At 67.1% G+C, this 16,014-nt stretch carries 17 protein-coding genes; 11 read left to right on the forward strand and 6 right to left on the reverse strand.

The window, feature by feature from the left end:
• Positions 1–373 precede the first annotated feature (373 nt).
• On the reverse strand, positions 374–916 hold the full coding sequence (locus NU688_RS21525) for a hypothetical protein (protein ID WP_257862841.1): 543 nt from the start codon (positions 914–916) through the stop codon (positions 374–376).
• 110 nt (positions 917–1,026) lie between these two features.
• Between NU688_RS21525 and NU688_RS21530 the strand changes: the two genes are divergently transcribed.
• Positions 1,027–2,007, forward strand: coding sequence for a LysR family transcriptional regulator (locus NU688_RS21530; RefSeq protein WP_257862842.1), 981 nt, complete (start codon positions 1,027–1,029; stop codon positions 2,005–2,007).
• A 13-nt stretch (positions 2,008–2,020) separates the two neighbouring features.
• Here the strand turns inward: NU688_RS21530 and NU688_RS21535 are convergent, their stop codons facing one another.
• On the reverse strand, positions 2,021–2,194 hold the full coding sequence (locus NU688_RS21535) for a hypothetical protein (protein WP_176660965.1): 174 nt from the start codon (positions 2,192–2,194) through the stop codon (positions 2,021–2,023).
• A 126-nt stretch (positions 2,195–2,320) separates the two neighbouring features.
• Between NU688_RS21535 and NU688_RS21540 the strand changes: the two genes are divergently transcribed.
• Both NU688_RS21540 and NU688_RS21545 read left to right on the forward strand, forming a co-directional pair.
• Positions 2,321–3,127 (forward strand): metallophosphoesterase, encoded by an 807-nt coding sequence (locus NU688_RS21540; RefSeq protein WP_257862843.1) that lies wholly within the window; start codon positions 2,321–2,323, stop codon positions 3,125–3,127.
• 204 nt (positions 3,128–3,331) lie between these two features.
• On the forward strand, positions 3,332–4,702 hold the full coding sequence (locus NU688_RS21545; RefSeq protein ID WP_374684677.1) for an amidase: 1,371 nt from the start codon (positions 3,332–3,334) through the stop codon (positions 4,700–4,702).
• Positions 4,703–4,709: 7 nt separating this feature from the next.
• Here the strand turns inward: NU688_RS21545 and NU688_RS21550 are convergent, their stop codons facing one another.
• Positions 4,710–5,330, reverse strand: a complete 621-nt coding sequence (locus NU688_RS21550) for a TetR/AcrR family transcriptional regulator (RefSeq protein ID WP_257862845.1) — start codon at positions 5,328–5,330, stop codon at positions 4,710–4,712.
• A gap of 88 nt (positions 5,331–5,418) precedes the next feature.
• The gene (locus NU688_RS21555) at positions 5,419–6,153 is read right to left on the reverse strand and encodes a GntR family transcriptional regulator (protein WP_257862846.1); all 735 of its coding nucleotides are present in this window, start codon (positions 6,151–6,153) and stop codon (positions 5,419–5,421) included.
• A gap of 286 nt (positions 6,154–6,439) precedes the next feature.
• Between NU688_RS21555 and NU688_RS21560 the strand changes: the two genes are divergently transcribed.
• The 8 genes from NU688_RS21560 (at position 6,440) to NU688_RS21595 (ending at position 14,316) form a co-directional block, all read left to right on the forward strand.
• A complete protein-coding gene (locus NU688_RS21560) occupies positions 6,440–7,771 on the forward strand; it encodes an aromatic ring-hydroxylating dioxygenase subunit alpha (protein WP_257862847.1) in 1,332 nt (443 codons plus the stop codon).
• A gap of 11 nt (positions 7,772–7,782) precedes the next feature.
• Complete coding sequence (locus NU688_RS21565) at positions 7,783–9,237, forward strand: glutamine synthetase family protein (RefSeq protein ID WP_257862848.1); 1,455 nt, start codon at positions 7,783–7,785, stop codon at positions 9,235–9,237.
• Between the two features lie 5 nt (positions 9,238–9,242).
• Positions 9,243–9,566: a 2Fe-2S iron-sulfur cluster-binding protein gene (locus NU688_RS21570; RefSeq protein WP_257862849.1), complete on the forward strand. Its 324-nt coding sequence runs from the start codon at positions 9,243–9,245 to the stop codon at positions 9,564–9,566.
• Positions 9,567–9,614: 48 nt separating this feature from the next.
• Complete coding sequence (locus tag NU688_RS21575; protein ID WP_257862850.1) at positions 9,615–10,814, forward strand: ABC transporter substrate-binding protein; 1,200 nt, start codon at positions 9,615–9,617, stop codon at positions 10,812–10,814.
• A gap of 203 nt (positions 10,815–11,017) precedes the next feature.
• Positions 11,018–11,878 carry a branched-chain amino acid ABC transporter permease gene (locus NU688_RS21580; RefSeq protein ID WP_257862851.1) on the forward strand — a complete coding sequence of 287 codons (861 nt, stop codon included), beginning with the start codon at positions 11,018–11,020 and terminating at the stop codon, positions 11,876–11,878.
• Positions 11,875–12,837, forward strand: coding sequence for a branched-chain amino acid ABC transporter permease (locus NU688_RS21585; RefSeq protein ID WP_257862852.1), 963 nt, complete (start codon positions 11,875–11,877; stop codon positions 12,835–12,837). The genes NU688_RS21580 and NU688_RS21585 overlap by 4 nt, the downstream gene beginning before the upstream one ends.
• Positions 12,834–13,601 carry an ABC transporter ATP-binding protein gene (locus NU688_RS21590; protein ID WP_257862853.1) on the forward strand — a complete coding sequence of 256 codons (768 nt, stop codon included), beginning with the start codon at positions 12,834–12,836 and terminating at the stop codon, positions 13,599–13,601. The genes NU688_RS21585 and NU688_RS21590 overlap by 4 nt, the downstream gene beginning before the upstream one ends.
• Complete coding sequence (locus tag NU688_RS21595; RefSeq protein ID WP_206176587.1) at positions 13,594–14,316, forward strand: ABC transporter ATP-binding protein; 723 nt, start codon at positions 13,594–13,596, stop codon at positions 14,314–14,316. The genes NU688_RS21590 and NU688_RS21595 overlap by 8 nt, the downstream gene beginning before the upstream one ends.
• A 15-nt stretch (positions 14,317–14,331) precedes the next feature.
• Here NU688_RS21595 and NU688_RS21600 read toward each other — a convergent pair whose 3' ends face one another.
• Entirely contained in the window at positions 14,332–14,697 is a 366-nt protein-coding gene (locus tag NU688_RS21600) for a hypothetical protein (RefSeq protein ID WP_257862854.1), read from the reverse strand.
• 98 nt (positions 14,698–14,795) lie between these two features.
• A complete protein-coding gene (locus tag NU688_RS21605) occupies positions 14,796–15,953 on the reverse strand; it encodes an ABC transporter substrate-binding protein (protein ID WP_257862855.1) in 1,158 nt (385 codons plus the stop codon).
• Positions 15,954–16,014 lie beyond the last annotated feature (61 nt).

Below are 16,014 nucleotides of genomic sequence, written 5' to 3' on the forward strand. Positions count from 1 at the left end.
TGCACTGTTTTTTGCAATCCAGTCAACTTCGAAGAAGCTTTTTTCAGCCAACTCATCAGCAACCACCCCTTCCAGGGCAACCACCGAACAACACATCACTGCGTTGTCAGCCGAGCCCACGAGTATACATCGCTTTTTCAGGTCGACGCCACTTTGAAGACGCTTTGTACTCATGCAATGCATGCAACTCGCCCGACCCATCCAAGCAAGACTGAGGCTTCAGATCGCTCGTCGTGATCTCCTTACAGCGCCGGATTCGCCCAAGCTCCCTTACTAACTAGTAGAGAGGCGATGTGCTCCTCCGGGAGGGTCCCCAGGCAAGAAAAAAGCCGCCCGAAGGCGGCTGTCTATCTCAGGCGAGTCTCAACTCAGCTTAGTAGTAGCGCGAGCTGTTCATGCGGCGCATCGCTTCATAGAGCGTCGGCATGCGCGCTTCCTGCGAACGGGTGCTCATGCGGGCCAGCGCGTCGACCTTGGCAACCGCAGCGGCGGGCACGGTGCCTTCCGATTGCTGGCGCCACACGGCGGCTTGCAGTTCCTGCATCACGCGCGGGTCGTTCTTCGCGGTCTCCATGAAGCGTGCGTCGGCGCGGGCTGCAGCACGGCGCTCGGCAGCTGCCTGCCAGAGACCGGCGATGCTGCTCTTGCGCACCGAGCTGGCAAACAGCGCAAACAGCGCGATCGCTGCGAGGCAGAAGATGGCCCATGCGGCGAGCAGTGCGCCTTCGTTCCAGTTGGAGACGAGCGTGTCTGCAACCACCAGCACCGCGGCCGCGATGGCAACGATGAACAAGGCGATCAGCGGACGGGCGCCTTCGGTGCCGGCGCGTGCAGCCTGGATCTGCTCGAAAAGAACTTCGGCGCGACGGACACCGGGATGGACAGTAGGTTGGTCGACGTGGACGAAGCTGGTCATGATGCGATCCCTCCGGGGATGAATGGCAACGAGTGCCGATGCCGTGATATTAGGGGTTACCCTAATGCTTTGCCACTTTATCTTTCTGATGTTTATCATTCACAACGCTGATGGATGTCAACTTTCGCACGCTCGACCTCAACCTGCTTCGCGTCTTCGACGAGGTGATGGCGGAGCGCAACCTCACGCGCGCAGCCCGCAACCTCTCTATTACCCAGCCTGCGGTGAGCAATGCACTGCGGCGCCTGCGCGAGGTGATGGGTGACGAACTTGTGCGCCGCGCCGGCGCCGGCGTGGAGCCCACGCCACGGGCCCTGGCGCTCTGGCCAACGGTGCGCGATGCCCTGCGCCAGCTGCAGCACACCCTGGCCCCGGGCGAGTTCGATGCGGCAACCGCCGACACCACGTTCCTGCTGGCCATGGCCGACGCCACTGCGGCGGAGCTGATTCCCGGCCTGGTGCAGATCGCCGAAAAGGAAGCCCCCGCCATTTCCCTGCGCGTGCTCCCGCTGACCACGCGCGATCCGCGCCGGATGCTGGAGAACGAAGAGGTGGACATGGCCATCGGCTATTTCCCGGCCGTGATCGCCAGCCTGGCGGCGCGGGGGCAATCGGGGGTGGGGGTACCGTTCGAGACCCAGCGGCTCTACTTGGGCCAGTATGTATGTGTGATGCGCCGCGGTCATCCGCTCGCGAACGCGCCGCTCACGCTGGACGACTACTGCGCCGCGCGGCACCTGCTGGTGAGTTTTTCGGGGCGGCCCTACGGCTTCATCGACCAGACGCTGGGCGCCATGGGGCGCGAGCGGCGCATCGTGGTGACGGTGAACCAGTTCTTCACGGCGGGCCGGGTGGTCGCGAATTCAGACCTCTTGACCGTGCTGCCCCGTCACTTCGTGACCGTGACGGGCATCGACGACCAGTTGGTGCTGCGCGACCTGCCCTTCGACCAGCCGCCGGTGCACGTGGATGCCATCTGGCACCGGCGCGCCCAGCATGGGCATGCGCATGAGTGGCTGCGGACCGCGCTGTTGCGGTCGGCCGCGGCAGCCTTCGCGGGCTCGATCCTCGGGCAGAAGGTGCCCGACTGACCGGCGTTGACGCTCAGCGGACGACGCTGAGCCAGGCGGACGCGGCTGCGCGCAGTTCCTGCGCGTGGTGCGCACCGCGGCCGGCGCGAACGTCGGCGCTTTCCATCAGCGCGGCGGCGTGGCTGGCCGGTGCGCTGTCGCTGGAGGAACGGAAGAAACGGGCCACTTGGGCGAGGAGGCTGAACATGGTGTTGCGCGGCTTATGGCCGTGCTCTGAGTGGTTGGTGCTCCAAGATTAAGGGTTTTCCCTAGGAAAACAAGCCTGACCTTATGCGCTTCATGCATGGGGCAATTCACCTAGACTGGCCCGACGATGAAGCTGCAACTGCTCTCCGACCTGCACCTGGAGTCCCACCCCCGCTTCCACGCCGAGCCGATTCCGGGCGCCGACCTGCTGGTCCTGGCGGGCGACATCGGCTCCTACCAGGAAGGCTCCCGGCTCGCGGACACCGATTTCGGCCTGGGCCGTTTCTCGCCCCGCAACGGCTGGCCGGTGCCGGTGGTCTATGTGCCGGGCAACCACGAATACGACAACGCCGACTTCGACGAAACCCACGACCGCCTGCGCGCGCTCTGCACCGAGCTCGACATCCAGTGGCTCGAGCGCGAAACGCTCGTCATCGACGGCATCCGCTTCATCGGCACCACGCTCTGGGCCGACTTCGACGCACTGGTCGAGCCCACCGACGGCCTGGCCGAGGCGCTCAAGAAGCGCGGCAAGGCGATGCGGGCCGCCGACTTCTATCTGGAAAAGATGGCCACCCGGCGCCATGGCGAACTCTTCCTGTCCGGCCCGCTGCGCGAGCAGGCGCTGGTCTGCCAAGACTGGCTGCGGCAGGCACTGGCCGAGCCTTTCGACGGCACCACGGTCGCCATCACGCATTTCGCGCCGACGCTGGCGAGCGCCGATCCGCGCTACGGCCTGACGCCCGGCACCGCCGGCTTCTGCAACGCCCTCGACGAACTGCTGCCGTCCACCCAGCTCTGGCTGCACGGCCATCTGCACTGCGCCTTCGACTATGTGAAGGACGGCTGCCGCGTGGTGGCCAACCCGTTGGGCTACAAGCGCAACGGCGAGCAGGAAGGCTATCGCCCCGACCTGCTGATCGAAGTGCGCTGACCCCGGCGCCGCCGTAACGGCCGGCTACCGCCGAGCCGCGCGCGCTGTGTAGACTGCCTCGGGTCCACCCTGGAGAGAGACATGGCACAGCCGCAACAACGTCGCACCTTCCTTCAACAATCGGCTGGTGCCGCGGCGGCAGTCGGCATGCTGTCGGTGCTGCCGAAAGCGCTGGCGCAGGCGCCCGACGCCGCGGGCAAGGCCATGGGCCGGCTCTCGATGGCCGAGATGTCGCGCCGCCTTGCAGCCGGGTCGCTAACCAGCAGCCAGCTGGTGGAAGAAGCGCTGGCCGCCATCCAGAACCCCGCGGGCGAAGGCGCACGCACCTTCATCCAGGTGCACGCCGCATCGGCGCGCAGCACCGCGGCGCAGCTCGATGCCGATCGCAAGGGCGGCCGCGCAGCCGCCTCCCCGATCGCCGGCATCCCGATCTCCCTGAAGGACCTGTTCGACGAAGCCGGCGTCACCACGCTCGGCGGCTCCACCGTGCTGGTCGGCCAGCCGCCGGCTCAGCGCGATGCGGTGGTGGTCGAGCGGCTGCGGCGCGCGGGCGCGATCGTCATCGGGCGCACCAACACGGTCGAATTCGCCTACACCGGCCTGGGCATCAACCCGAACTACGGCACGCCGAAGAACGTCTACGACCGCGCGACCGGCCGCATTCCCGGCGGCTCGACCTCGGGCGGTGCCATCTCGGTGACCGATGGCATGGCGGCCGGCGCCATCGGCACCGACACCGGCGGGTCGCTGCGCATTCCCGCGGCGCTCAACGGGCTGGTGGGTTTCAAGCCCACGCAGCGCCGCATTCCGCTCGATGGCGTGATGCCCCTATCGACCTCCTTCGACTCGGCCGGGCCGATGGCGTGGACGGTGGAAGACTGCGCCCTGCTCGACGCCGTGCTGGCCGGAGAGCTGTCGCGGGCGCCGAAGGTGGTATCGCTGCGCGGCCTGCGCTTTGCGGTGCCGAAGACCTTCTTTCAGGACGATCTCTCGCCGCCCGTGGCCGCAGCATTTGCATCCGCGCTTTCGAAGCTCTCGGCCGCCGGCGCCACGGTGATCGAACTGCCGATGACCGAATTCGCCAAGGCGCCGACCATCAACCCGCGCGGCATGATCACCGCCTCGGAGGCCTACGCTTGGCACCGCGAATTCATCAAGACGGGCGCCGCCAAATACGACCCGCGCGTACTGGCGCGCATCAAGACCGGCGAGACGATCACCGCGCCCGACTACCTGCAGTTGCAGGCGCTGCGCCGCCAGTTCATCCGCTCGGTCAACGCCGCGGCCGCGGGCTACGACGCGATGCTGATGCCCACCACGCCCGACATCGCCCCGCCGATCGCCGAGGTGATCAAGGACGACGAGACCTACTACCGCATCAACGGCCGCATGCTGCGCAACCCCTCGGTGGTGAACCTGTTCGATGGCTGCGCGCTCTCGGTGCCCTGTCATGACGCGGGCACCGCGCCGGTCGGGCTGATGGTGGCCGGCATCGGCAACACCGATCACCGGCTGCTGGCGGTGGGCGCGGCGGTGGAAGCGGTAGTGACGCCGCGGCGCGGCGTCAACAGCTAGCGCCCGTTCACCGCGAAGCCAGGCCGTCGAAGCAGGTGCCGAGCACGAGCTCGACGATCTCCGCATCGCTCTGCAGGCCGCCGGCCTTGAGGAAACCGAGCACCGGATCGCAGGCGCGCGCGAACAGCGTGTAGAGCACGGCGATCGCGGGCAGCTTCGAATTCAGCGTGCCATCGGCCTGCGCGGCCTGGATCCAGCCGCCGAGCGTGTCGCTGATCGCGACCAGCCGGTCGAGATACCCGCGGTTGTTCATCAGCGCGGCGCGCAGGGTGGAGTTCTGGTGCGGCAGCGAGGGCATCTCGCCGGCCAGTTGCGCTTCCATGGCCCAGCGCACCGCCGCGCGCAGCTTGTCGACGGGCTTCCGGTCGGTCGGCACCGACGCCAGCACATCCTGCGTGCGCTGCATGAGGCGCACCATCGCCGCGGCCGCGAGGTCTTCCTTGCTGGGAAAGTGCTTGTAGAGGCTGGCCTTGGCGATGCCGACGGAGGCGGCGACCTCGTCGACCGTCATCGATTCGAAGCCCTTTTCAGCGAGCAGGCGGTTCGCGGTCTGCACGATGGCCTCTTCGCGGGCCTGAAGCATCTGTGCCTTGAACGAGGGCTTGGCGGGGTCGGCAGCGGCGGTCATGCGGAAATTCTAGTCTTGGCCGTCGCCGGCCAGACGGTGCGCGTGCGGAAATACCGTTCAGTCTTCGTTGAAGACCGGCCAGTTCCACTCAGGCGCTGCGCCCCTTGGAAACCAGCTTGATGCCCGGCATCAGCTCGGCCGCGAGTTCGGGCCGCTCCAGCGCGTAGTCGAGGTTCATGCGCGCGATCTCGACATGCTCCTCGCCCAGCGCCTGCGCGCGCGAGCCTTGCCCGCGCTCGATGGCCTGCACGATCGCGTGGTGCGTGCGGTGCGCCTGGCGCATCCATTGCTGGCCCTCTTCCATCGACGACTGCATCGGCAGCATCGCGCTGGGCGCGGCGAAGGGCTGGCCGCCGAGCATGTCCATCACCCGCTTGAGCGCGAGGTTGCCGCAGCCCTCGACGATCAGCTTGTGGAAGCGGTCGTTCATCTCGACGTAGGCCGCGTAGTCGTCGATTTCCATGGTGGGCTTGTTCACCGCCCTGTCGCCGGCGTCCAGGCAGTCTTTCAGGTCGCGCAGCAGCTGGCGCGAGGCGCCGTCTTCGGCCAGCAAACGCGCCGCAAAGCCTTCGATCACGCCGCGCACGCGGATGGCGTCGGCCACCTCCTGCGAGGTGAAGCGGCGCATCTGGTAGCCGCCGCTGGGCGATTGTTCGATGAGGCCTTCGTGCTCGAGGCTCGCCAGCGCCAGACGCACCGGGGTGCGCGAGGCTTCGAGCTTCTCGGCGAGCGGGATCTCGGCCAGCCGCTCTCCGGGCACGAATCCACCCTTGAGGATCATGTCGCGCAGTTGCACGAGCACGCGGGATTGTTGAGAGTCCATCAGACGGGGCGCCGGGAGCGGGAATGAGCGGATTCTAGGAGACGAGAACGCGATTGCACGCAGCATATTTGCCTTGGCTCAGTTGTTGCATGCACTTCTGCACAACATGTGTCAAAAACACACGTCACACTCAGAGTTAACCCTGATCTCAGGCGCTTCAAGCCCCGTAACGGGGCAAAACCGCAGATGAAAGTTTGACCCGGATCGAGGATCACCAAGACAATGCATACAGTTGCATGCAATGGCTTGCAGCCTCTTTCCGAAGACCCACGATGGAGCCCGCACGATGATCAGCGCCGAGCAGAACGATTTCATCACCCGCGTCGGACGCGACGCCCCGGCCGGCAAGCTGCTGCGCCGCTACTGGCAGCCGGTGGCCCTGGCCGACGAACTGGCGGGCGCGCGCCCGGTCAAGCCCGTGAAGCTCATGGGCCAGGACTTCGTGCTGTTCCGCGACGAGAGCGGCCAGCTGGGCATGCTCGACCGCGACTGCCCGCACCGCGGCGCCGACCTTGCCTTCGGCCGGCTGGAGAACGGCGGCATCCGCTGCGCCTTCCACGGCTGGCTCTTCGACGCCAAGGGCAACTGCCTCGAAACCCCCGCCGAGCCCGCCACCAGCAAGCTGTGCAGCCGCATCAGGCAGTCGGCCTATCCGGTGGTCGAGAAGGCCGGCGTCGTCTTCGCGTACATCGGCGAGGGCGAGCCGCCGGCCTTCCCCGACTTCGACTGCTTCGTCGCCCCCGACACCCACACCTTCGCGTTCAAGGGCCTCTTCGAGTGCAACTGGCTGCAGGCGCTCGAAGTGGGCATCGACCCCGCGCACGCCTCGTACCTGCACCGCTTCTTCGAGGACGAGGACACCTCCGAGAGCTACGGCAAGCAGTTCCGCGGCGCCTCGGCCGACTCCGACATGCCGATCACCAAGGTCCTGCGCGAGTACGACCGGCCCGAGATCAGCGTGGAGCCCACCGACTACGGCTTCCGCCTGAAGGCGCTGCGCAAGCTCTCCGAAGACACGACCCACGTGCGCGTGACCAACGTAGTATTCCCCCAGGCCTTCGTGATCCCGATGAGCGCGGAGATGACCATCTCGCAATGGCACGTGCCGGTGGACGACACGCACTGCTACTGGTACGCCATCTTCACCAGCTTCACCGGCCCGGTCGACAAGCAGCAGATGCGCGACCAGCGCCTGAAGCTCTACGAGTTGCCCGACTACACCTCGCGCAAGAACAAGCGCAACAACTACGGCTACAGCGTCGACGAGCAGTTGACCGAAACCTACACCGGCATGGGCGACGACATCAACGTGCACGACCAGTGGGCGGTGGAATCGCAGGGCGCCATCCAGGACCGTACGCGCGAGCACCTGGGCAGCACCGACAAGGGAATCATTGCCTACCGCCGCGTGCTGGTGAAGGCCATCGAGGCCACGCTGGCCGGCGAAACCGCGCCGATGCTGATCGACGCCGCACAGGCAAGCACGATGACCGGTCCGCCTTCCATCGACGGCATCGGCCACGTCGTCGATGAAGCCGCCACCGAGACCTACTGGCAGGAGGCCGACCGCGCGCGTCGCCTGAAGTCCGACTGGGCCTCCGCACGGCTGGCCGCCTGAGCACGCGCGCCATGAGCAGCAGCAAAACCAACACCTTCGTCGACCGCTTCGGCCTCTGGTCCGACGACCAGCACGCACAGGCGCGCGAGTTGGTGCGCCGCATCGACAGCGGCGAGGTCGACCTTGTGCGCTTCGCCTGGCCCGACCAGCACGGCATCCTGCGCGGCAAGACGCTGGTCGCCACCGAGGCGCGCTCGGCGCTGTGGGAAGGCGTGAACCTCACCTCCACGCTGCTGGCCAAGGACACCTCGCACAAGACCGTGTTCCCCGTCTTCACCACCAACGGCGGCTTCGCCATCGAGGGCCTGCAGGGCGGCGCGGACTTCACCATCGTGGCCGACCCCGCCACCTTCAAGGTGCTGCCGTGGGCGCCGCGCACCGGCTGGATCCTGTGCGACGCCTACATGGCCGACGGCAAGCCCTGCCCCTTCGCCACGCGGCAGATCCTGCAGCGCGCGGTGCGCCAGCTCGACGAACTCGGGCTCGACTTCATCGCCGGCCTCGAGGTCGAGTTCCACGTCTTCAAGCTGGACGACGCGCGCATGGGCCTGGCCGATTCGGGCCAGCCCGGCGAGCCGCCGCGCGTGTCGCTGCTCTCGCACGGCCACCAGTACCTGACCGAGCTGCGCTACGACCGCGTCGACGGGCTGATGGAGCTGCTGCGCTCGAACCTCATCGCGCTGGGTCTCCCGCTGCGCTCGCTGGAAATCGAATTCGGCCCGAGCCAGTTCGAGCTGACCTTCGGCCCCACGGCCGGCGTGATGCCCGCGGACACCATGGTGCTGCTGCGCAGCGCGATCAAGCAGATCTGCCAGCGCGCCGGGCTGCACGCCAGCTTCATGTGCCGGCCGAAGATTCCGAACGTGATGTCCAGCGGCTGGCACCTGCACCAGTCGCTGCGGCGCAAGAGCGACGGCGTGAATGCGTTCATGCCCGAGGCCGCAGGCCAGGACCTGAGCGAGATCGGCATGCACTACCTCGGCGGCCTGAAGGCGCATGCCTGTGGCGCGGCCGCGCTCGCGAGCCCCACGATCAACGGCTATCGGCGCTACCGCCCCTTCTCGCTCGCGCCCGACCGCGCGATCTGGGCGCGGGACAACCGCGGCGCGATGCTGCGCGTGCTCGGCGGCGTGGGGCAGAACGCATCGCGCATCGAGAACCGTGTGGGGGAGCCAACAGCGAATCCGTACCTGTACCTCGCATCGCAGCTGTTCTCGGGGCTCGACGGCATTCGCCACAAGACCGACCCGGGTCCCTCGGCCGATGCGCCGTATGAAACGCCGGCCGAACACCTGCCGCGTTCGTTGAGCGATGCCCTCGCCTGCCTCCGCAAGGACGACATGCTCAACACCCAGATGGGCAAGGTCTTCATCGACTACCTCTGCCACATCAAGGAAGCGGAAATCGCCCGCTTCAACCTCGAAGTCTCCGAGTGGGAGCACCGCGAGTACTTCGACATGTTCTGAACCCCATGCCCACAATCCACTACATCCTCAAGGACGGCACCACCCGCGCGGTCGACGCCAAGATCGGCGTCAGCGTCATGGAAACCGCCATCCGCGGCAACGTGCGCGGCATCGATGCCGAGTGCGGCGGTTGCTGCTCCTGCGCCACCTGCCACGTCTACGTGGACGAAGCCTTCGCCGACCTGCTGCCATCGCCCGACGACATGGAGAGCGCGCTGCTCGAAGTCGTCGCTTCCGAGCGCCAACCCACCTCGCGCCTGAGCTGCCAACTCAACGTGACAGCAGCCCTCGACGGCCTGAGGGTGCGCGTTCCAGAGACACAGGTCTGACGCACACTCGCCCGCTCCGCATCCATTCCACCTGAAAGGCGTTTTTCCATGACGACGATGACGAAGAGAACCGTTCTCTCGACCCTCCTGCTCGCCGGCTTCGGCATGCTGGGCTCCGTGGCCGCGCACGCTGCCGACGAGCCGCTGCGCATCGGCCTCATTGCCACCTACTCCGGCCCGTACGCCGACTACGGCCGCCAGTTCGATGCCGGCATCGCGCTGTACCTGAAAGAGCACGGCGGCAAGGTGGGCGGGCGCACCGTCGAGATCATCAAGAAAGACACCGCCGGCCCCGCACCCGATGCCGCCAAGCGCATCGCGCAGGAGCTGGTCGTGCGCGACAAGGTGAGCATCCTCACCGGCCTGGACTTCAGCCCCAACGCGTACGCCGTCGGCGCCATCGCCACGCAGGCCAAGATCCCAACCATCGTGATGAACGCGGCCTCCTCGGCCATCACCAGCAGTTCGCCCTACATCGCGCGGCTGTCGTTCACCGTGCAGCAGGTCACCGACCCGATGGCGCGCTTCATGCTCAGGGAAGGCATCAAGGACGCCTACACCGTGGTCGCCGACTATGCCTCGGGCGTCGATGCCGAAACCGCGTTCAAGAAAACCTTCACCACCGGCGGCGGCAAGGTCTCGGGCGAGGTGCGTACGCCGATGAACAACCCCGACTTCTCGGCCTACGTGCAGCGCATCAAGGACGCCAAGCCCCAGGCCGTGTTCTTCTTCTTTCCCTCGGGCGTGATGCCGCCGGCCTTCCTCAAGGTGTGGAAGGAGCGCGGCATGGAACAGGCCGGCATCAAGCTCTACGCCACCGGCGAAGCGACCGACGACAGCTACCTCGACGCCACCGGCGACGTGGCGCTCGGCCTCGTCACCAGCCACCACTACTCGTTCGCGCACAACTCGCCGAAGAACCAGAAGTTCGTGAAGGACTTCGCCGCCGACAACGGCGCCAAGCTGCGCCCCAGCTACTTCGCCGTGACCGCCTACGACGCCATGGCCGCCATCGACCTCACGCTGCAAAAGACCAAGGGCGACGCCAGCGGCGACAAGTTCATGGATGCGCTGCGCGGCCTGCGCTTCGAGAGCCCGCGCGGCCCGATCGAGGTCGACCCGCTCACCCGCGACATCGTGCAGACGGTCTACATCCGCAAGACCGAGCGCGTGAACGGCCAGCTGGTGAACGTGGAGTTCGACAAGTTCGACCGCGTGAAGGACCCGGCCAAGGAAAGCTCGAACTGAGAAGGTGTGAACGAACCCGCCATGCCCGCTCATCCCACCCAGACACGCCTACTCGGCGTTGCAAATGCTCGCCATAGCCCGAGCTATGGCTGCGCTTTGCGCCTTGATTGGGCGCGCCTGGGCGGGCTGCTCGGGCACGCCGAATTCATTCACACCTTCTGAGCACATCGGCACGCCGCAAGCAGCACAGCAACAGGAGGCCCATGGGCATCGTGATCTTCGACGGGGTGGCCTACGGCATGCTCCTGTTCCTCATCGGCGTGGGCCTGTCCATCACGATGGGGCTGATGAATTTCGTCAACCTCGCGCACGGCAGTTTCGCGATGGTGGGCGGCTATGCGGCGAGCCTGCTGATGAACCACTGGGGGCTCGGCTTCGGGCTCTCTCTCGCGGCCGCCTTCGTGTCCGCGGCGCTGGTAGGCGCGGTGCTGGAGTTCGTGTTCTACCGGCGGCTGTACCGCGCGCATCCGCTGGACCAGGTGCTGCTGTCGATCGGCGTGGTGTTCGTGTCGATCGCCGCGTTCACCTACTTCTTCGGGCCGACGATGCAGCCGTTCACGCTGCCGCCGGCGCTAGATGGGCAGGTGGCCATCGGCGGGCTCGAGGTGGGCCGCTACCGACTCTTCCTGATCGTCTGCGGCGTGGCCGTGCTGGCTGCCCTGCTGCTCGTGCTGGGCAAGACGCGCTACGGCGCGATGGTGCGCGCGGCGGTGGACAACCAGCGCGTGGCCGGCGGCACCGGCATTCATGTGCAGCGCCTTTTCTTCCTGACCTTCTCGCTGGGCTGCGGCCTCGCGGGCCTGGGTGGTGCGCTGAGCCTGGGCATGCTGGGGCTGGAGCCATCGTTCCCGCTCAAGTACCTCGTCTACTTCCTGATGGTGGTGTGCGTGGGCGGTGCGGGCACCGTCACCGGGCCGTTCATCGCGGCGCTGCTGGTCGGCATCGTCGACGTGGCGGGCAAGTACTACTGGCCTGAGGCGGGCGCCTTTCTCATCTATGTCTTCATGATCGTCATGCTGCTTGTGCGGCCCAACGGCATCGTCGCGAAGAAGGGGCTCGCATGAAAGCCCTCACCGTTTCTCCCGCGCAGTTGCGCATCGCCGAGGTCGCCTTCTGGCTCGCGCTCGCGTCCAGCTTCTTCCTCTTGCCTGACAAGCTCACGCTGATGAGCCAGATCATGATCTTCGGGCTCTTCGCCGTGTCGCTGGACATGGCGCTCGGCTACGCGGGCATCCTCACCGTCGGCCATGCCGCCTTCTTCGGCGCGGGCGCCTACGCGGCCGGCCTGCTCGCCAAGTACGGCTGGAGCGAGCCCTTCACCGGCCTTGCGTTCGCGCTGGTCGTGAGCGGCCTGCTCGGCTATGTGCTCAGCTATCTCGTCGTGCGCGGCGCCGACCTCACGCGGCTGATGATCACCATCGGCGTGTGCGTGCTGCTGTACGAACTGGCCAACCGGCTATCGGGCATCACGGGCGGCACCGACGGGCTGCAGGGCGTGGTCATCGCGCCGGTGCTCGGCCTCTTCGACTTCGACCTCTACGGCAAGACCGCATTCGGCTACGCCTTCGGCGTGGTACTCGCGATGTTCCTCCTGGTGCGGCTGGTGCTGCGCTCGCCGTTCGGCCTGGCGCTGCGCGGCATCCACGACAGCCGCAAGCGCATGACCGCCATCGGCTCGCCGGTCGAGGCGCGCCTGCGCATGGCCTACGCCTTCTCGGCCGCGGTGGCCGGCGTGGCAGGCGCGCTGCTCGCGCAGACCACGCAGTTCGTCGGCATCGAATCGATCGGCTTCAACCGCTCGGCCGAAGTGCTGATCATCCTGGTGCTCGGCGGCACCGGGCGCCTGTACGGCGGGATGATCGGCGCCATCGTCTACATGCTGGTGCACGACTGGTTCGCGGACATGAACCCGCAGTACTGGATGTTCTGGCTCGGCATCTTTTTGATCGCAGCGGTGATGCTGGGGCGCGGCGGGATCATGGGCGCGCTCTCGCGCTTCGTGCGGATGGGGAAGGCGCGATGAGCTCCACGACGACGCACACCCTGCGCACCCGCGACCTCGGCATCCGCTTCGGCGCCTTCCAGGCCGTGAGCGAAGTGAACCTCTCGCTCGAACCCGGCGCGCGGCAGGCACTGATCGGCCCCAACGGCGCAGGCAAGACCACGCTCATCAACCTGCTCACCGGCGTGTTCAAGCCCACGAGCGGATCGATCCACATGGGCGATCGCGACATCACGCGCCTCTCGGGCGACAAGCGCGCCCGCATGGGCCTGGCGCGCACCTTCCAGATCAACACGCTGTTCCCGAGCCTCACGCCGCTGCTGTCGGTGGTGCTGGCGATCAGCGAGCGTGAAGGGCTGGGCGCGACCTGGTGGCGACCGCTCAAGGGCTGCACCGCGGTGTTCGACGAGGCACATGCGCTGCTCGGCACGCTGAAGCTCGACAGCCTTTCCGACGTGCCGGTCTCGGAGCTGGCCTACGGCAAGCAGCGGCTGCTGGAGATCGCACTCGCGCTCGCCGCCAAGCCCCGCATCCTTCTGCTCGATGAGCCGGCAGCCGGTGTGCCCGAAGGCGAAAGCGGCGAGCTCTTCGAGGCCATCGCGGCGCTGCCCGACGACATCAGCGTGCTCTTCATCGAGCACGACATGAAGCTCGTGTTCCGCTTCTCGCGCCGGATCTCGGTGCTGGTGGGCGGCCGCATCCTCACCGAAGGCACGCCCGCCGAGATCGGCGCCGACCCGCGCGTGCGCGAGGTCTACCTTGGAAGCTCCCACCGCCATGCCTGAAGCGCTCGCCTTCGACCACGTCACCGCCGGCTACGGCAACGCCGTGGTGCTCGACCGCCTCGACTTTTCCCTGCAGCAGGGCGAAAGCCTCGCGATCCTCGGGCGCAACGGCGTGGGCAAGACCACGCTGCTCGAAACGCTGATGGGCAACACCCGCGTGATGCAGGGCGCGATCCGCTGGCAGGGCGCGGACATCACGCGCTGGCCCTCGCACCAGCGCGTGCGCGCGGGCCTGGGCTGGGTGCCGCAGGAGCGCGAGGTGTTCCCCTCGCTCACCGTCGAGGAAAACCTCACGGTCATCGCGCGACTCGGTGGCTGGAACCTGAAGCGCGTCTACGATTTCTTCCCGCGCCTGCGCGAGCGCCGCGGCAACTACGGCAACCAGCTCTCGGGCGGCGAACAGCAGATGCTGGCCATCGGTCGTGCGCTGATGACCAACCCGAAGCTGCTGCTGCTCGACGAGCCGATGGAAGGCCTCGCGCCGATCATCGTGGAGGAGCTGTCCGCAGCGATCCGGCGGCTCTGCGAATCGGAAGGGCTCGCGTCGATCGTGGTCGAGCAGCACCCGGTGCTCGCGCTGGAGATGACGCACCAGGCCATCGTGCTGGAGCGCGGCACCGTGGTGCATGCCGGGCCGAGCGCGGGGCTCGCGGCCGACAAGGGACTGCTCGAAGGGCTGCTGGGCGTGGGGATTGCCGAGGACGTGGCGGGTTGAACTGCGGGTCCGGCGTCAGGCCAGGGCTTCCTGCTCCAGGCGCTTCGCGCAGACCGTGAACCGCCATGCGGCCAGGCACGCCGCCACGAAGCTCAGGGCCCACGAGATGCACAGGTACGCGTACATGATGAAGGCCAGCCCGATCTGCAACACGGGCTTCCAGAACGAAGTGCTGTCGCCGACGAGGTAGAACTCCGCGAGGGCGTGCACGCCCCACCACACGGCCAGCGGCAGCGCCGCCACGCACAGTCCATAGACGAGGCTGGCAATCACCGGGCCCACGCGTCCTTGCGCGACGGCGCGGTAGCCGACTTGATAGAGAACGACGCTCAGCACCACAGGGGTTGCCAGGCCGAAGGAAATGCAGAAGTCGAGGACCATGCGCGCACTGTAAGGTCGCGCCCCTTGGAAACAGGCTGGCGTCCACCGGAGTACCGATGGACGCTACCGCGAGCCGGAGCTCGCGGTACGAACCCGGATCAGCTCAACATCTGCCCGCGGCTGCCGATCACGGCCACATCCACGAACTGGCCGCCTTCGCGGTTCGTGCGGCCATAGCTGAGCTTCATCCCGCCCAGGTCGAAGTTCTCGATGCTGGCCATGCCCGCCATCACCGAGGCGCGCGTGGGCGAGCCGCCCGAGCGGCGCAGGCCCTCGGCGAGCACGGCGGCGTTGATGTAGCCCTCCAGGCTCGTGAGCGAGAAATCCTTGGTGCCGTTGGCCACCATGTCGGCCTGGTAGCGGCGCACGATTTCGAACTTGGTCGAGTACGGCGAGGGCACCACGATCACGAAGCCCAGGCCCCGTGCGAGGTCGCCCATCGCGGCCAGCGCGCTGGCGGTGATCGAGAGACCGTAGGCCGAGCTGTTGCCGCCGGCATCGCGCAGCGCCTTCATGAAGACCGGCGCCGTGCCGGCCAGGCCGATGATGATGACCTGCGGCTTGGCCTTGGCGATGGCTTCGGCCGCGGGGCCGACTTCCATGCTGGTGGTATTGGGCGTGGTCGCGATGACCGCCGGCTCCAGCTTCGCCTTCGCGAGCGCAGTCTTGAACGCCGCCAGCACCGACTGGCCCAGCGGGTCGTTCGAATGCACGAGGCCGATGCGGCTCTGGCCCAGCACGGCCGCCGTGGTCACCAGCTTTTCGACTTCCTGGTCGTAGTTCACGCGCACCCAGAAGGTGTTGGGCGCGGTCTTCTTGCGCAGCGCGACAGTGCCGGTGATCGGACCCACCACGGCCATGCCGGGCACGGCGTCCATCACTTCGGAAGTCTGGCGGGTGCCCAGCGGGTGCAGCAGCGCGAGCACCGAGCTGTCCTTCTCGAAGGCCAGCGCGTTGGCCTTGGCCACTTCGGGCTTGAAGGTGTCGTCGGCCATGACCAGCTCGACCTTGGTGCCGTTGAGGCCGCCCGACTTGTTCAGCGCATTGAAGAACGCGCTCGAACCCTGGAAGAGCCCCTGGCCGTTGGCCTTCTCGACGCTGCTGTTGTCGAAGGTGGTCCCGATGCGGATCGGCTTGCCCTGCGCGAAGGCCGGCATGCCCAGGCCCGCGGCGGCGGTTGCGGCCAGGCCGGTCAGCACACGGCGACGGCTGGCGGAGGGCGGCGCGAGGAACACGCGCGGCTCGGGAACGGTCATGGTCGATATCTCCCCAATTCGGTGACAAAAGTACACATTTCACTCAGAAATGTAACGCACC

Origin of the sequence: Variovorax sp. ZS18.2.2, from assembly GCF_024701975.1 — a bacterium.
Lineage (GTDB): Bacteria > Pseudomonadota > Gammaproteobacteria > Burkholderiales > Burkholderiaceae_C > Variovorax.

What these genes read in the sequence shown, in the direction of transcription:
- NU688_RS21540 (WP_257862843.1), top strand. Translation starts at nt 2,321, where the DNA reads ATGAAGCTGCAACTGCTCTCCGACCTGCACCTGGAGTCCCACCCCCGC.
- NU688_RS21590 (WP_257862853.1), top strand. Translation starts at nt 12,834, where the DNA reads ATGAGCTCCACGACGACGCACACCCTGCGCACCCGCGACCTCGGCATC.
- NU688_RS21560 (WP_257862847.1), top strand. Translation starts at nt 6,440, where the DNA reads ATGATCAGCGCCGAGCAGAACGATTTCATCACCCGCGTCGGACGCGAC.
- NU688_RS21545 (WP_374684677.1), top strand. Translation starts at nt 3,332, where the DNA reads ATGGGCCGGCTCTCGATGGCCGAGATGTCGCGCCGCCTTGCAGCCGGG.
- NU688_RS21550 (WP_257862845.1), bottom strand. Translation starts at nt 5,330, where the DNA reads ATGACCGCCGCTGCCGACCCCGCCAAGCCCTCGTTCAAGGCACAGATG.
- NU688_RS21595 (WP_206176587.1), top strand. Translation starts at nt 13,594, where the DNA reads ATGCCTGAAGCGCTCGCCTTCGACCACGTCACCGCCGGCTACGGCAAC.
- NU688_RS21530 (WP_257862842.1), top strand. Translation starts at nt 1,027, where the DNA reads ATGGATGTCAACTTTCGCACGCTCGACCTCAACCTGCTTCGCGTCTTC.
- NU688_RS21570 (WP_257862849.1), top strand. Translation starts at nt 9,243, where the DNA reads ATGCCCACAATCCACTACATCCTCAAGGACGGCACCACCCGCGCGGTC.
- NU688_RS21600 (WP_257862854.1), bottom strand. Translation starts at nt 14,697, where the DNA reads ATGGTCCTCGACTTCTGCATTTCCTTCGGCCTGGCAACCCCTGTGGTG.
- NU688_RS21525 (WP_257862841.1), bottom strand. Translation starts at nt 916, where the DNA reads ATGACCAGCTTCGTCCACGTCGACCAACCTACTGTCCATCCCGGTGTC.
- NU688_RS21535 (WP_176660965.1), bottom strand. Translation starts at nt 2,194, where the DNA reads ATGTTCAGCCTCCTCGCCCAAGTGGCCCGTTTCTTCCGTTCCTCCAGC.
- NU688_RS21555 (WP_257862846.1), bottom strand. Translation starts at nt 6,153, where the DNA reads ATGGACTCTCAACAATCCCGCGTGCTCGTGCAACTGCGCGACATGATC.
- NU688_RS21575 (WP_257862850.1), top strand. Translation starts at nt 9,615, where the DNA reads ATGACGACGATGACGAAGAGAACCGTTCTCTCGACCCTCCTGCTCGCC.
- NU688_RS21565 (WP_257862848.1), top strand. Translation starts at nt 7,783, where the DNA reads ATGAGCAGCAGCAAAACCAACACCTTCGTCGACCGCTTCGGCCTCTGG.
- NU688_RS21605 (WP_257862855.1), bottom strand. Translation starts at nt 15,953, where the DNA reads ATGACCGTTCCCGAGCCGCGCGTGTTCCTCGCGCCGCCCTCCGCCAGC.
- NU688_RS21580 (WP_257862851.1), top strand. Translation starts at nt 11,018, where the DNA reads ATGGGCATCGTGATCTTCGACGGGGTGGCCTACGGCATGCTCCTGTTC.
- NU688_RS21585 (WP_257862852.1), top strand. Translation starts at nt 11,875, where the DNA reads ATGAAAGCCCTCACCGTTTCTCCCGCGCAGTTGCGCATCGCCGAGGTC.